Consider the following 13183-nt stretch of genomic DNA (forward strand, 5'->3'; position numbering starts at 1 on the left):
ATTTGTGAAGGGCGTCAAATTTCGCCGCCGGTCCAGCGGGCTGGCACAATTTCGAATTGAAAATGCGATTCAACGCACAGATTTTTTTTGCAGAGAGTACAACTGGCTGGACTAAAACGCGCCGGGAGAGGCTCCCGGCGACGCCATCATTCAATAAATAGCGATTCCACCACGTTAATCCAGCCGTGATCGCTGGCGATATCTTTGCCGTTCAGCCAGCGGCGCAGAATGTTTAACGCCATCATGGCGCACACTTCCTGGCGCACCTGTACGCTGTGACGTGTGGTGTTGAACTTCACCCGCAGAGCGTGGGTGCCTTCCGGTGTGGATAGCGCAAAGTTAAGGTGATCTTCTTCCAGGCCCGAGACCGCCAGCGCCAGTCCGGCGAAATGGTTAATCCGCCGCTCCGCCGTCCAGTGGGCGGTTTGGGTCAACGTTTCCTGCTGGGCAGGCACCACTTCGCTGGCCAGCAGCGGCGCTGCCTCGCGGGAAAGCTGGAGAGCCAGCAGGCCGCCGGTGAACTGCTCGCTCAGGGTCAGGCTTAACTGCCGCTCGTTAAGGTTGCGGGCAATTTGCGCCGGTAAACTTTCGGTGCCTTCAAAAATCACGCTCTCCCCCGCTACTTTGCGGATTTCCGGCCACAGGGCCTCCATCGCCGCGCGCTGTTCGCCGGGGCCGGTCAGTTTGAGTTCAATTATCGGCATGGAAGAGCGGTAACCGATGACCACATCCGGCGGCAGGCTAAGACCGTCAAGGCTCTGGGCGAGATCGCTTTCCGAACGGCCAAAGGTGGTTAAGCGCAGGCACACCGGCGCGGACGGCAGTGAAAACTGCTGTTGCAGGCGCGGCAGGATCTCCTGCTGCACCATCTGCCTGAATTCGGAGGGAACGCCCGGCGTGAAAAAGATGCGGCAACGGTTGAGGGTGATAGCGAATCCGCAGGCGGTGCCCACCGGATTGTCGATCATTTCGCTGCTGGCGGGGATCAGCGCCTGTTTGCGGTTGCTGGGAGCCATCACGCGCCCACGCTCAGAAAAGAAGCGCGCCATATGCTCCAGCCATGCTTCATGCAGCACCAGCTCTTCGCCCAACGCCTGCGCGGCGGCTTCGGCGCTCAGGTCGTCGCTGGTTGGGCCGAGGCCGCCGTTGACGATGAGAATATCGGCCTGCTGGCTGCGTTCGCGCAGCACGGCCACTAAATCTTCAAGTTTGTCGCCGACGGTATTGCGGCGGGAGAGCGGAACACCCTGGTTAAAAAAATAATCGGCGAGCCAGGCGGCATTGGTATCAACGATTTGACCGTGCAGCACTTCGTCGCCCGTTGACAGCATTTCTACTTTTAACATTATTTTCTCCGCGAGATGGGAACGCCTTACTATAGCGCAAGCGTGCGGAGAAATTGCAGGAGATGACGCGGCGCAAGGCCGCGTCAGGATTGCTTAGAAGTGTGCGCTAACGCCGACATACGGGCCGTCAGCCACTTTGCTGTCAGCGTCGTTATCTTTACCCGTCATGTTGATGTAACGGTAGCCTGCCTCCACGCTAATGGGACGCATCACTGTGAAACGCGCGCCCGCGCTGGCTTCCTGATAATCGTTCACACCGCTGGACAGGGAGTCGGGTGAATAATAATAGTCACCGAACACGCTGAAACTGTCGCTGAGTTTCCAGCTCAGACCGCCGCCAACTGCCGCCGCATAGCCTTCATCGCCCGCGTTCGGGTTCAGATAAACACCTTTACCGCCGACGGTAGCCATAAACGGCCCCAGCGGCAGATTCAGGCCCAGGCCTAATCCCGCGATATCGCCATGATCGTCGTTGTGCGCCCAGTTGCCGCTCAACGCCAGGCCGCTGGTGTCGGTACCCATGCCCACGGCAAGGTTGGTGTATTTTTGGCCCGCCTGGCCGCTGATGCTAATAGCGCTGGCAGAGAGAGAAACCAACATAAATCCGGCTGCGCCGGCTAGAAGTAATTTTTTCATTCCTTTCACCCCACGGAAATCGTCCGCAAACTCCACGCAAACTGCGTAAAACGGCGCATTGTACCGTTATCGACGGGCTACGCAATGTATCTATCTATTTCATTGATAGGTTAAGTGTAATCATTTGAAAATAAACATTATTTTAAGAGGAATACCCGAGCCGATTTTTACGATAGGGGCGCGCACATTGTTGTTGATCAAGGCACGTTTTAAAAAATAGCGCCATGTTGATATTGAATACCCACATGGAACTAACGGTTATATTCATTCAGGAGATATACAATGACTAAAAAAGGATTGACCACCGCCGCAGGCGCACCGGTTGCCCATAACAATAACGTCGCGACCGCTGGCCCGCGTGGTCCGATGCTGCTACAGGATGTCTGGTTCCTTGAGAAATTAGCCCATTTCGACCGTGAAGTGATCCCCGAACGCCGTATGCACGCGAAAGGTTCCGGCGCATACGGCACTTTCACCGTCACCCATGACATTACCGCTTTCACCCGCGCGAAACTCTTTTCCCAAATTGGTAAAAAAACTGACCTGTTTATTCGTTTCTCCACCGTGGCCGGTGAACGCGGCGCTGCGGATGCCGAACGCGATATCCGTGGATTCTCCATCAAGTTTTACACCGAAGAGGGCAACTGGGATCTGGTCGGCAACAACACGCCGGTGTTTTATCTGCGCGATCCGCTGAAATTCCCGGATCTCAACCACGTAGTAAAACGCGATCCGCGCACTAACCTGCGTAATAACACCTACAAGTGGGATTTTTTCTCCCTGCAACCGGAATCATTGCACCAGTTAACCATCGATTTCAGCGACCGCGGCCTGCCGTTCTCCTATCGCACCATGCACGGGTTCGGCAGCCACACCTTCAGCTTTATCAACTCTAACAACGAGCGTTTCTGGGTGAAATTCCACCTGAAATCCCGGCAGGGCATCGCTAACCTGATGGACGACGACGCTAAACGTCTGGTGGCGGAAGATCGTGAAAGCTCGCAGCGCGACCTGTTCGAACATATCGAGAACGGCGATTTCCCGCGCTGGAAGCTGTACGTGCAGGTGATGCCGGAAGCGGAAGCCTCGCAAACGCCGTATAACCCGTTCGACCTGACCAAAGTCTGGCCGCACGGCGATTATCCGCTGATTGAAGTGGGCGAACTGGAGCTGAACCGCAACCCGGATAACTATTTTGCTGAAGTCGAGCAGGTGGCGATGTCCCCGGCTAACGTGGTGCCCGGCATTGGTTTCTCGCCGGACCGCATGTTGCAGGGCCGCCTGTTCTCTTATGGCGATGCCCACCGCTACCGTTTAGGCGTTAACCACCATCAGATCCCGGTCAACAAGCCGCGCTGCCCGTTCCATAACTATCACCGCGACGGCGCGATGCGCGTGGACGGCAACAGCGGCAACGGACCAACTTATGAGCCGAACAGCTTTGGCGTGTTCCAGGAGCAGCCCGATTTCAGCGAGCCGCCGTTGACCCTTGAAGGCGCAGCGGACCACTGGAACCATCGCGAAGATACCGACTACTTCAGCCAGCCGCGCAAGCTGTTTGAACTGCTGAGCGACGAGGAGCATCAGCGCATGTTCCAGCGTATCGCGGGCGATATGAAAGACGTGCCGGCGTTTATCCAGCAGCGCCAGATCGGTCTGTTCAGCGAAGTCCACCCGGATTACGGCGCAGGCGTCGCTGCCGCGCTGGCCGCTATCAAAGCCGCAAAATAACCGTCAGGCGGGAGTTCAGGCTCCCGCTTTTTATCCCGCCGCGTTACACTTATCCCCTTCTGACTAATAAGGATATGACGATGCGTCAACGGACTATTGTCTGCCCGCTGATTGAAAACCAGGGCGAGTATTTACTGTGTAAAATGGCCGATAACCGTGGCGTGTTTCCCGGCCAGTGGGCGCTCTCAGGCGGCGGCATGGAGCCAGGCGAAACCATGGAACAGGCGCTGCGCCGTGAAATCGCCGAAGAGCTGGGCGAGCAACTGGTGATTTCCCGCGTGACGCCCTGGACCTTCAGGGATGACGTGCGGATGAAAACCTACGCCGACGGCAGCCAGGAAGAGATCTACATGATTTATTTGATTTTTGACTGCGTGGCGGCTAACCGGGATATCGTGCTGAACGAGGAGTTTCAGGACCATGCCTGGGTGAAGCCGGAAGATTTCCCGCATTACGATTTAAACGTGGCGACGCGCGCCACGCTGAGTAAGAGAGGGTTGCTCTGAATTAATCGAGGTCGCCGTTGACCCACTGCTGCAACGCCCGGCGCGAGATTTTAATCCCGCCGTTTTTAAAATGCGGCGGCAGCGCCAGCCAGCGCACCGGCTGCTGAAAACGCGCCAGCTTGTCGCTCACCCATGCGGCAAGGCTGGTGAGATCCAAATCGGCCTCGCCTTCCACAATCGCCACCGGACGATGGCCAAATTCGCTGTCCGCCAGCGGCACCACAAACGCCTGGCTGATTTGCGGATGGGTGACAATCACCCGCTCCACCTCTTCTGGCTGAATGCCCTCGCCCGCGCTGAAAAACAGGTTATCGATCCGGCCCAGCACCGTTAACCGCCCGTCGTGAATTTCACCGCGATCCCGGGTGGCGAACCAGCCGTCCTGATTCAGCAGGGGGACGATTGTTCCATTACGCCAGTAGCCGCTGGCGAGGCTGGCGGCGCGCAGCCACACTTCGCCGTCAACGATTTTCACTGCGCGTTCCGGCAGCGCCGCGCCGACGTCCGGTTTGCCGTCAGCCCGTTTAGCGCACACGGTAGACGCCGCTTCGGTCATGCCGTAGCCGCACCAGCAGGCAATGCCGCGTTCGGTAGCGGCATCGGTTAACGCGACCGGGATCGCCGCGCCGCCTAATAACACGGCTTTGAGCGTTAGCGGCTGATTATCGTTGAGCAAGCGCCATAACTGTGTCGGCACCAGCGAGGCGTGCGTGCAGCCGCGCAGCGCCTCATGCAGTGCAACGGATTCGCGCACCGCCAGCTGCGCGCCCGCCAGCAGCCAGCGCCACAAAATTCCCTGCCCTGAGACATGATACAGCGGCAGCGACAGCAGCCAGCGATCCTGCGGATGAAACGGGATCGCCGCCAGCACGCCCTGCGCCGACGCCAGATGCGCCTGTGCGCTGTGCGCCGCCGCTTTCGGCAAGCCGGTAGAGCCGGAAGTCAGCGTCATTGAGACTATCCGGTTCGGCTGCCAGTCGCCTGTTGCTGCGGATCCACCCGGCGTCAGCGTCAGCGCGGGAAAGCGGCTCAGCAGCGCGTCGCAGCCCAGCTCCAGCGCGTAATCGATATTGAGCATGGGCAGCAGCTCATCAAGCAATGCCGACGGCAGTTGCGGATTGAGCGGCAGCACCCGCGCGCCGCACTGCATCAGCGCCAGCCAGGCCAGCACCATCTGCGGGCTGTTACGCCCGCGCAGCGCCACGCCCGCGCCGTCGCTAACCCCCTGCTGCGCCAGGCCCGCCGCCAGCGCATCCACCTGCTGGCAAAGCTGCCGCCAGCTAAGCGTCTGGTCGCTGAACGTCAGCGCCATCGCGTCGCCGCGCCGCTGCGCCCAGTGCTGCCAGGGCCACTGCGTGAAGATCACAACAACGGCTCCAGCGCATCGGTGGACCACACCGGCAGCGCGCTGTCCGGCCAGGCGCGCACCAGTTGCGCCTGCATCAGCGACAGGGTATCGAGGCCGGGAATGGTATTGGGCGTCAGCCAGGCGGCGATGCGCGCCAGCTGGGTCAACCCGAGGCTGGATTCAATCGACGAACTGATCACCGCCGTTAATCCCTGGGCATGGGCCGCCGCCACCTGCTCGCGAACGCGCGCCAGGCTGCCGGTGAGCGTGGGCTTGATCACCACCGCGCTTAACCCCGGCTCCGCCTGCATCACAAAATCCGCTTCGCGCAGGCTTTCATCCCAGGCGATGGCGATGCCGGTCTGCGCCGCAAACGCCCGTGACTGCTCGCGGGTTTTGCACGGCTCTTCGAGAAAGGCGATGCGCGGACGATAATCGGGATTGACGTATCTGGCGAACTGTTCGGCTTTCAGCGGCGTCCATCCCCGGTTGGCGTCAAGGCGCAGCGACAAATCCGGGATCGCTTCCAGCAATAGATTCACCACCATGCCGTCCCGAACCGCCTCATACAGCCCGACCTTGATCTTGGCGACTTTTTCGCCCGGCATGGCGCTCAGCAGCGCGAACAGCTCATCAGGATCGCCGGTACACAGCGGCGCGGCTCGGTAGTCGGCGGCATCCGGCAGCGCGCCGTCGAGTTCCGCCTGCGCGCAGCTCAGGCCAAACGCCGCCGAAGGCAGCTCAGGCAACGCAGCGTCTGCGCCCTGCCGCCAGCCGTTAAGCCACGCCAGCGCAGCGTCCGTCGCCTCTTCCAGTGATTCGGCGCTAAAGCCTGGTAACGGGGCGATTTCGCCCCATCCCTGCGCCCCGTGCTCTTCAAGGCGCACCAGTAAACCGTCGCGGGTTTTCAGCCGACGGTCGCGAAGCACAACGCCTGCGTCCATCGGTATCTGATACCGCCAGAGTTGTGCCTGTCGCATTACGGGTTCCGTTTGAATTTGCTGAAGTCCGGGTGACGTTTTTCGTTAAACGCGTTACGTCCTTCCTGCCCTTCTTCGGTCATGTAGAACAGCATGGTGGCGTTACCCGCCAGCTCCTGGAGACCCGCCTGACCGTCGCAGTCAGCGTTGAGCGCGGCTTTCAGGCAGCGCAGCGCCATCGGGCTGTTTTGCAGCATTTCGCGGCACCAGCGCACGGTCTCTTTTTCCAGATCGGCAATCGGCACCACGGTGTTGACCAGGCCCATATCCAGCGCTTCCTGGGCGTTGTACTGGCGGCACAGGAACCAGATTTCGCGCGCTTTCTTCTGGCCGACGATGCGGGCCATATAGGATGCGCCCCAGCCGCCGTCAAACGAGCCGACTTTCGGGCCGGTCTGGCCGAAAATGGCGTTTTCCGCCGCGATGGTCAGGTCGCACATCATATGCAGCACATGGCCGCCGCCGATGGAGTATCCCGCCACCATCGCCACCACCGGTTTCGGGCAGGTGCGGATCTGGCGCTGGAAGTCCAGCACGTTGAGGTGGTGAACGCCGGACTCGTCCTGGTATCCGCCGTAGTCGCCGCGCACTTTCTGGTCGCCGCCGGAGCAGAACGCTTTATCGCCTTCGCCGGTCAGGATGATTACGCCGACGCTGTCGTCATAGCGGGCATCCGCCAGCGCCTGGATCATCTCCTTCACGGTAATCGGACGGAAAGCGTTACGCACCTGCGGGCGGTTGATGGTGATTTTAGCGATCCCTTCCGGCGACTTGTGATAGCGAATATCGGTGTAGCCTTCAGAGCAGTCCTGCCATTCAATCGGGGCGTTCAGCATCTGTTCATCGAGATGGAGCATGGTGATTCCTTAGTCTGGTTGAGGCAAAAGTGGCGACAGGCTTTGCGCGAAGGCCAGCGGCGCTTCGCGATGGGCGTTATGGCCCGCAGCCGTGATCAGGCGACAGGGCACGTTAAGCGTTGTGGCGATGCCACGAAACTTACTGTCCTGCTCGCCGCAAAAATAGATAAAGGGGTGCGGCAACTGGCTAAGCTGCCCGCGTAAATCGGCCTGGCGACCCAGCGAGGTCGCCTCCAGCATCGCGGCCAGCGCCTGCGGATGGTTGTTCCGCCGCAGCGCGACGAGTTCGCCACGCGCCGCAGCGCTGAGGTTGGCAAAAACCGGCTGCTGATACCAGGCGTTCAGCACCTGTTCGAGGGGCGCTTCACGAAATTGTCTGGCCCAGTGGCTGTCCGAGGCGATACGCGCTGCGCGCTCCTGCGGGTCGGTCAGTCCCGGATGGCTGCCTTCGACAATCAGCCCCTGCAAGCCGGCGCGCGGTTCGCCGCAGGCGTAGTGCATGGCAATGCGCCCGCCCAGCGAGTAGCCGATCAGCCAGTATCGCGCGACGGCGTGGTGCGCCAGGGTGGCGTCGAGCAGCGCGCTGGCGTCCCCGAAACTGGCGACGCGCACCCCGGCGCTGCCGCCGTGGCCCGGCAAGTCGATAAACAGTTGCGGGTAATCGCTGAATGCCGCGGCGACCTGCTGCCACTCCTGCTGGCTGCCGAGAAAACCGTGCAGCCAGACGAGCCAGGGCAGCGAGGCGGATTTACCGGGACGCGCAGTCGCATTCAGGATCATGCCTGGCTGACCGCCGCCAGCAGGTTTTGCAGGGTGTGCGTCCCGTCGGTCGAGGGCACGTTAATTTCCACCACGGTGGTATTAGGCCGCTTCCAGCCGTCGCTTACGGCGGTTTGCAGCTCTTCCCAGGTGGTCGGGTTGCGGTACTCAAGATCAAACATCGCCGCGCCGTGCTTAAACGACACGTTTTGCGGCATGCAGTAGAAACGCTCGCGCTCGCTTGCCGGCGTAGGCAGCAGCGAGAAAATTTGCCCGCCGTTGTTATTCACCACAATCAGCACCAGCGGCGCGGAAACGTGGCGCAACAGCGCCAGGGCGTTTAAATCGTACAGCGCCGAGAGATCGCCGACGATGGCCAGCGTCGGGCGCGCGGTGCCGCGCTGCACCCCGGCGGTGGTGGAGATCAGCCCGTCGATGCCGCTGGCTCCACGGTTGCTCAGCACCGGGTAGCCCTGGGGCATCTGCGCCAGCGCGTCCACCAGACGCACCACCAGGCTGTTGCCGACGAAAAGCTGACCGTGTTCCGGCAACAGCGCCGGTAGCCGATGGGCCAGTTGCGCTTCACCGAATGACCGGGTGGCGGCGTCCGTCAGTTGCCAGGCGGTTTGCGACAACGCGGTTAATTCCTCAGCCCAGGGCGCGCGCTGTTCGGCGGGGTGGCGCTCCAGCCATTCGCTGATGCGCGCCGTTAGCCGACGCCCGCGGTGATGGGCCGGATCGAGCCGCCCGATCAGGGGATCCACCAGCCAGAACTCCTGCGGCTGGCAGCTGGCCTGCCATTGCAGTAAGCGTTTACCGGTCAGGCTGCTGCCGAACTGGATAACGATCTGCGCTTGTCCCAGTAACGTCTGAGCACGGGGATTCGCCAGCCATAAATCGGCGCAGGGCAGCGGCTGCCCGGTTTGCGACAGCACATCGCTAATCAGCGGCCAGCCCAGGGTTTGCGCCCAGGCCGCCAGCTGTTTGCCCTCCTGCGGCGACATCCGTCCGGCAATGATGACGCCTTTTTTACGCCGCCATGCGCCCCAGTCATGCTGGAGCGCTGCTTGGTGATCTTCTGCCGCCAGCAGCCAGGGTTTATCGTCCTGCCACCAGTCGCCCAGCGACTCCTGCCAGGCGAGACCGGTATCGTCCAGCTCGCCATACAACGGTTCAGCGAATGGACAGTTGATATGTAACGCCCCGCCGCGCTGCTGTCCTAACAACAAATCAATCGACGACACCAGCCATTTGGCAGGCGTCTCCGGGCTGGGCTTGGGTAAATCCAGCGCCGCAGTGGGATGCGAAGAAAAAATGCCCTGCTGGCGGATCGCCTGGTTGGCGCCGCAGTCAATCAGCTCTGGCGGGCGGTCAGCGGTGAGCAGAATGAGCTTTTCACCGGTCAACCCGGCCTCAATCACCGCCGGATACAGATTGGCTACCGCCGTGCCGGACGTGACGATCACGGCGACCGGCTCGCCGCTGGCTTTGGCAAGCCCGAGGGCCAGATGCCCTAATCCACGTTCGTCAAAATGGGTATGGTGAGTCAGGTTGCGATTATCCGCCGCCGCCAGCGTCAACGGCGTCGAACGCGAGCCAGGCGCAATGCAAATATGGCGAACGCCGTGGCGGGTTAAGGCTTCGAGGATCACCGTCGCCCAGCGGCGGTTGAAAGTACTAGTCGACATAAGTTGTCCGGTATCAATTTTGCCGCTCCATTATAAAGCGCGCGACATTCACTGTTTTGATATGAGTCGGGATTCTGGCGTTAGCTCACCAGCAAAGTGCGTAAACCCGCCGCTTTGTTGGTGATCTCCTGCCACTCTTCATCAGGCTGCGAGCCGGCAACAATACCCGCGCCCGCATACAGCCGCACCGTCTGCCCGGTAACCCGGGCGCAGCGCAGGGCGACGCAAAATTCAGTCTGTTTTAATGAGAGATAGCCAGCGGACCCGGCGTACCACTCGCGGACAAAGGATTCATGGGTAGCGATAAACCGGCGCGCCGGTTCACGCGGCAGGCCCGCCACCGCCGCCGTGGGCTGAAGCCGGTGCAGGCAAAGGCTGTCGTCGGGTTGATGCAGTTCGGTCCAGATACAGCGCCGCAGATGCTGCACTTTGCGCAGCCTGACAATCTGCGGCGGCAGGATGTCCAGCGAACTGACGGCGTTTTGCAGGCGCTGGCAGATGTCTTCGACCACCAGCATATTTTCCCGCTGGTTTTTATCGTCTTTCATCAGCCACTCGCCCAACGCCTGGGCCTTCGCCTCGTCGGGATGATTCGCCACGGTGCCTGCCAGCGCTTCGGTACGCAGGGCGCTGTCAATGCGCCGCCACAAGCGCTCCGGGCTGGAGCCTAAAAAAGCATCGTCCGGCGCGAACGCCATAAAGTAGTGGTAGCAGTGGAGATTGACGCGGCGACTGGCCGCCATAAACGCCGCCGCACTCACCGGGGATGAAAATTGCAGATCGCTGGCGCGGGCGGCGACCACCTTCTCAAACTGCCCCGCCGCGATGGCGTCTGTCGCCTGGTTAATCAGCCGGGTCCAGCCCGCACGATCGGGGAAGTGGCGTTCGCCAACGCAGTCAAGCGGCGCGCCAGGCAGCGGTTCACCGGGGGTAAGCGCATCGATAAACGCCAGCGCGGCGCGGGCGTCGTCGGCCAGCGAATGGTCGCTACACACCGTCAGCGCCAGGGTCACGCCGCCGCCGTGTCGTCGCCATTCCAGGCGCGGCAGGAACAGAGCGCTGCGCTCGGTATCAAAGGCATTTAACCCCCAGATGCGCAGCGCGGCGTCGGACTGGTTTGCCAGGAACGCCTGGGCAGCATCAAAGGTAGAAAAATGGCGGCTTGCGCCCAGCGCCGCGACCTCTTCATCGCCGTTGCGCTGCTGCCAGTAAAACTGAGGATAAACCGGCTGGCTGGCAAGCCAGGCAAGCGGGTCAGTTTGATTCAGGGAGACCGGTACAGCGAAGCGCCGCACACCGGGGGAGACAGGAAATTCTGCGCGCAATTGTTGCGCGATTTGCTGCAACGCGGTGGAGATGGAATGCACGTGTACCTCGTTTCCCTGAAAAACCCCGCATTATACGTGGTCTGGTGGGTAAACAAAATTACACTCATTGGGGGATATCGCCTCACCCCTGGTTTCAGGGGTGAGGAAACCGCGTTTAGCGGCGAGCCAGCAGAATACCCAGCACCAGACCGGCGGCAGCGCCGATACCGATGCCTTTCCACGGCTGCTCGTGAACGTAATCGTCCGCGCGGTAAACCGCTTTTTTGGCCCGATAGTAATAATTATCGGACGCGTTGGATACGCGGGCTTTCACATCGTTTAACGCCTGTTCAGCACGGGCTTTTAATTCAATGTATTTCTGATCCGCCGGATCGCCCGACGAGCGCAGCACTTCCTCTAACGTATCGCTAAGCAGTGACAAATCATCATCAATCCGGGTATTGAACTGTTCGTTATTCTGAGTCATCGCTTTTCTCCATCAGGATTTAACACACGTCAGCTAAATATAGACAAGGGAAGCGCTTTTTGCCGCTTATTCTCTGGCCATTCCAATATGGGGAATGCCGTCTTCATCGTAGACCCCGGTAACGGGCGCAAAGCCAAAGCGCTGATAAAACGCCTGCAAATGCGCCTGCGCGCCAAGGTATAACGCCTTGCCAGGCCAGTGCTGCAGGCACGAGGCGAGGGTTTGGCGCATCAGCTGTTGACCCAGGTTTTCACCGCGCAGGCTGGCCTCGACAATCACCCGGCCAATCACTACCGGCTCAAAATCATTATCGCTTTTCAGAATCCTCGCATAAGCCACCAGCCTGCCGTCATGCCAGCCGAGAATATGGCGGTTCTCCCCGACCAGATCGTCACCGTCGATATCCTGATAAGCGCAGGTTTGCTCAACCACAAACACGGCGCAACGCAGTTGTAATATCGCGTACAGCGTCGGGACATCCAGTTCTGAGTGGTGAAGATCGTGCCAGTGAATCATGGAGCGCTCCTTTATGGTACATAATGGTCGTTCTCATACTAAAGCATTCAGGAGGATAACGCGGGATGGAATTGACATTTTTAGGTACCTCCGCGGGCGTGCCCTGCAAAACACGCAACGTCACGTCGATGGTGTTTAACCCGATGAATAACCAGCCGCATTACTGGCTGTTCGACTGCGGCGAAGGCACCCAGCATCAAATGCTGCATACGGCGTTTAATCCCGGCAAGCTGAGCAAAATTTTTATCACCCATTTGCACGGCGACCACATTTTTGGCCTGCCGGGGCTGTTGTGCAGCCGCTCAATGGCGGGCAATGAAAATCCGCTGACGGTGTATGGCCCACAGGGCATACGCCAGTTTATTGAAATGGCGTTGCGGCTCAGCGGCTCCTGGACCGGCTTTCCGCTGGAGATCGTTGAAGTGACTGCGGGTGAAGTGTTTTGTGATGACGCATTCCGCGTCACAGCATATCCCCTCACCCATCCGGTGGAATGCTACGGCTACCGCATTGAGCAGCACGATAAGCCTGGCGCGCTCGATGCCGCACGCCTGAAAGCAGAGGGCGTTATGCCTGGCCCGCATTTTCAGCAGCTCAAGCGCGGAGAAACCGTCACGCTGGACGATGGTCGCGTGATCCACGGCAGAGAATATTCAGGACCGGCGCAAAAAGGCAAAATCCTGGCGATTTTCGGTGATACCGGGCCAACGCCGGATGCCGTCGCGCTGGCGCAGGGTGCGGATCTGATGGTGCATGAAACGACCCTCGAAGCCGCAATGGCGGAAAAAGCCAACAGCCGGGGCCATTCCACCACGGTACAGGCCGCCGAAGTGGCCAAAGCTGCGGGGGTCGGGCGCTTAGTGATTACCCATTTTAGTTCCCGCTATGACGAGACGGGCTGCGACGCGCTGCTGCGCGAGTGCCGGGAAATCTTCCCTGACACCCTCGCCGCAGAAGATTTTATGACGGTGCAGATATAAAAAAACCGCCAGCGAGTGGCGGTTTTTTCAGAGTTTACGCTA

13 protein-coding genes are annotated in these 13183 nt (G+C 60.1%); 3 read left to right on the top strand and 10 right to left on the bottom strand.

Annotation, left to right across the window (positions count from 1 at the left end):
* Positions 1-146: 146 nt before the first annotated feature.
* Both GV764_RS12685 and GV764_RS12690 read right to left on the bottom strand, forming a co-directional pair.
* Positions 147-1346, bottom strand: coding sequence for a nicotinamide mononucleotide deamidase-related protein YfaY (locus tag GV764_RS12685; protein ID WP_161660468.1), 1200 nt, complete (start codon positions 1344-1346; stop codon positions 147-149).
* 93 nt (positions 1347-1439) lie between these two features.
* Complete coding sequence (locus GV764_RS12690; RefSeq protein WP_161660469.1) at positions 1440-1982, bottom strand: YfaZ family outer membrane protein; 543 nt, start codon at positions 1980-1982, stop codon at positions 1440-1442.
* A gap of 282 nt (positions 1983-2264) precedes the next feature.
* Here GV764_RS12690 and katA point away from each other — a divergent pair, with 282 nt between their 5' ends.
* Together katA and nudI are read left to right on the top strand one after the other, a co-directional pair.
* Complete coding sequence (katA, locus tag GV764_RS12695) at positions 2265-3713, top strand: catalase KatA (protein ID WP_161660470.1); 1449 nt, start codon at positions 2265-2267, stop codon at positions 3711-3713.
* 80 nt (positions 3714-3793) lie between these two features.
* Entirely contained in the window at positions 3794-4219 is a 426-nt protein-coding gene (gene nudI, locus GV764_RS12700) for a nucleoside triphosphatase NudI (protein WP_161660471.1), read from the top strand.
* A gap of 1 nt (position 4220) precedes the next feature.
* On the opposite strand, the gene menE is transcribed toward nudI, so the two are convergent.
* The 8 genes from menE to GV764_RS12740 all read right to left on the bottom strand — a co-directional run bounded on the left by menE (position 4221) and on the right by GV764_RS12740 (position 12161).
* A complete protein-coding gene (menE, locus tag GV764_RS12705; protein ID WP_161660472.1) occupies positions 4221-5585 on the bottom strand; it encodes an o-succinylbenzoate--CoA ligase in 1365 nt (454 codons plus the stop codon).
* A complete protein-coding gene (gene menC, locus GV764_RS12710) occupies positions 5582-6547 on the bottom strand; it encodes an o-succinylbenzoate synthase (protein WP_161660473.1) in 966 nt (321 codons plus the stop codon). The genes menE and menC overlap by 4 nt, the downstream gene beginning before the upstream one ends.
* Positions 6547-7404, bottom strand: coding sequence for a 1,4-dihydroxy-2-naphthoyl-CoA synthase (gene menB, locus GV764_RS12715; protein ID WP_161660474.1), 858 nt, complete (start codon positions 7402-7404; stop codon positions 6547-6549). Before menB ends, menC begins: the two co-directional genes overlap by 1 nt.
* Before the next feature lie 9 nt (positions 7405-7413).
* Entirely contained in the window at positions 7414-8184 is a 771-nt protein-coding gene (menH, locus tag GV764_RS12720; RefSeq protein WP_161660475.1) for a 2-succinyl-6-hydroxy-2,4-cyclohexadiene-1-carboxylate synthase, read from the bottom strand.
* On the bottom strand, positions 8181-9851 hold the full coding sequence (menD, locus tag GV764_RS12725) for a 2-succinyl-5-enolpyruvyl-6-hydroxy-3-cyclohexene-1-carboxylic-acid synthase (RefSeq protein WP_161660476.1): 1671 nt from the start codon (positions 9849-9851) through the stop codon (positions 8181-8183). Before menD ends, menH begins: the two co-directional genes overlap by 4 nt.
* A gap of 80 nt (positions 9852-9931) precedes the next feature.
* Positions 9932-11218: an isochorismate synthase MenF gene (gene menF, locus GV764_RS12730; RefSeq protein WP_161660477.1), complete on the bottom strand. Its 1287-nt coding sequence runs from the start codon at positions 11216-11218 to the stop codon at positions 9932-9934.
* Positions 11219-11333: 115 nt separating this feature from the next.
* Complete coding sequence (elaB, locus tag GV764_RS12735; protein WP_161660478.1) at positions 11334-11645, bottom strand: stress response protein ElaB; 312 nt, start codon at positions 11643-11645, stop codon at positions 11334-11336.
* A 66-nt stretch (positions 11646-11711) separates the two neighbouring features.
* Positions 11712-12161 carry a GNAT family N-acetyltransferase gene (locus tag GV764_RS12740; protein ID WP_161660479.1) on the bottom strand — a complete coding sequence of 150 codons (450 nt, stop codon included), beginning with the start codon at positions 12159-12161 and terminating at the stop codon, positions 11712-11714.
* A 65-nt stretch (positions 12162-12226) separates the two neighbouring features.
* Here GV764_RS12740 and rnz point away from each other — a divergent pair, with 65 nt between their 5' ends.
* Positions 12227-13141 (top strand): ribonuclease Z, encoded by a 915-nt coding sequence (rnz, locus tag GV764_RS12745; protein ID WP_161660480.1) that lies wholly within the window; start codon positions 12227-12229, stop codon positions 13139-13141.
* Positions 13142-13183: the final 42 nt, after the last annotated feature.

This window comes from Atlantibacter hermannii (assembly GCF_009907385.1).
Lineage (GTDB): Bacteria > Pseudomonadota > Gammaproteobacteria > Enterobacterales > Enterobacteriaceae > Atlantibacter > Atlantibacter hermannii_A.

What these genes read in the sequence shown, in the direction of transcription:
- menC (WP_161660473.1), bottom strand. Translation starts at nt 6,547, where the DNA reads ATGCGACAGGCACAACTCTGGCGGTATCAGATACCGATGGACGCAGGC.
- elaB (WP_161660478.1), bottom strand. Translation starts at nt 11,645, where the DNA reads ATGACTCAGAATAACGAACAGTTCAATACCCGGATTGATGATGATTTG.
- menH (WP_161660475.1), bottom strand. Translation starts at nt 8,184, where the DNA reads ATGATCCTGAATGCGACTGCGCGTCCCGGTAAATCCGCCTCGCTGCCC.
- menD (WP_161660476.1), bottom strand. Translation starts at nt 9,851, where the DNA reads ATGTCGACTAGTACTTTCAACCGCCGCTGGGCGACGGTGATCCTCGAA.
- GV764_RS12685 (WP_161660468.1), bottom strand. Translation starts at nt 1,346, where the DNA reads ATGTTAAAAGTAGAAATGCTGTCAACGGGCGACGAAGTGCTGCACGGT.
- GV764_RS12740 (WP_161660479.1), bottom strand. Translation starts at nt 12,161, where the DNA reads ATGATTCACTGGCACGATCTTCACCACTCAGAACTGGATGTCCCGACG.
- nudI (WP_161660471.1), top strand. Translation starts at nt 3,794, where the DNA reads ATGCGTCAACGGACTATTGTCTGCCCGCTGATTGAAAACCAGGGCGAG.
- menB (WP_161660474.1), bottom strand. Translation starts at nt 7,404, where the DNA reads ATGCTCCATCTCGATGAACAGATGCTGAACGCCCCGATTGAATGGCAG.
- rnz (WP_161660480.1), top strand. Translation starts at nt 12,227, where the DNA reads ATGGAATTGACATTTTTAGGTACCTCCGCGGGCGTGCCCTGCAAAACA.
- GV764_RS12690 (WP_161660469.1), bottom strand. Translation starts at nt 1,982, where the DNA reads ATGAAAAAATTACTTCTAGCCGGCGCAGCCGGATTTATGTTGGTTTCT.
- katA (WP_161660470.1), top strand. Translation starts at nt 2,265, where the DNA reads ATGACTAAAAAAGGATTGACCACCGCCGCAGGCGCACCGGTTGCCCAT.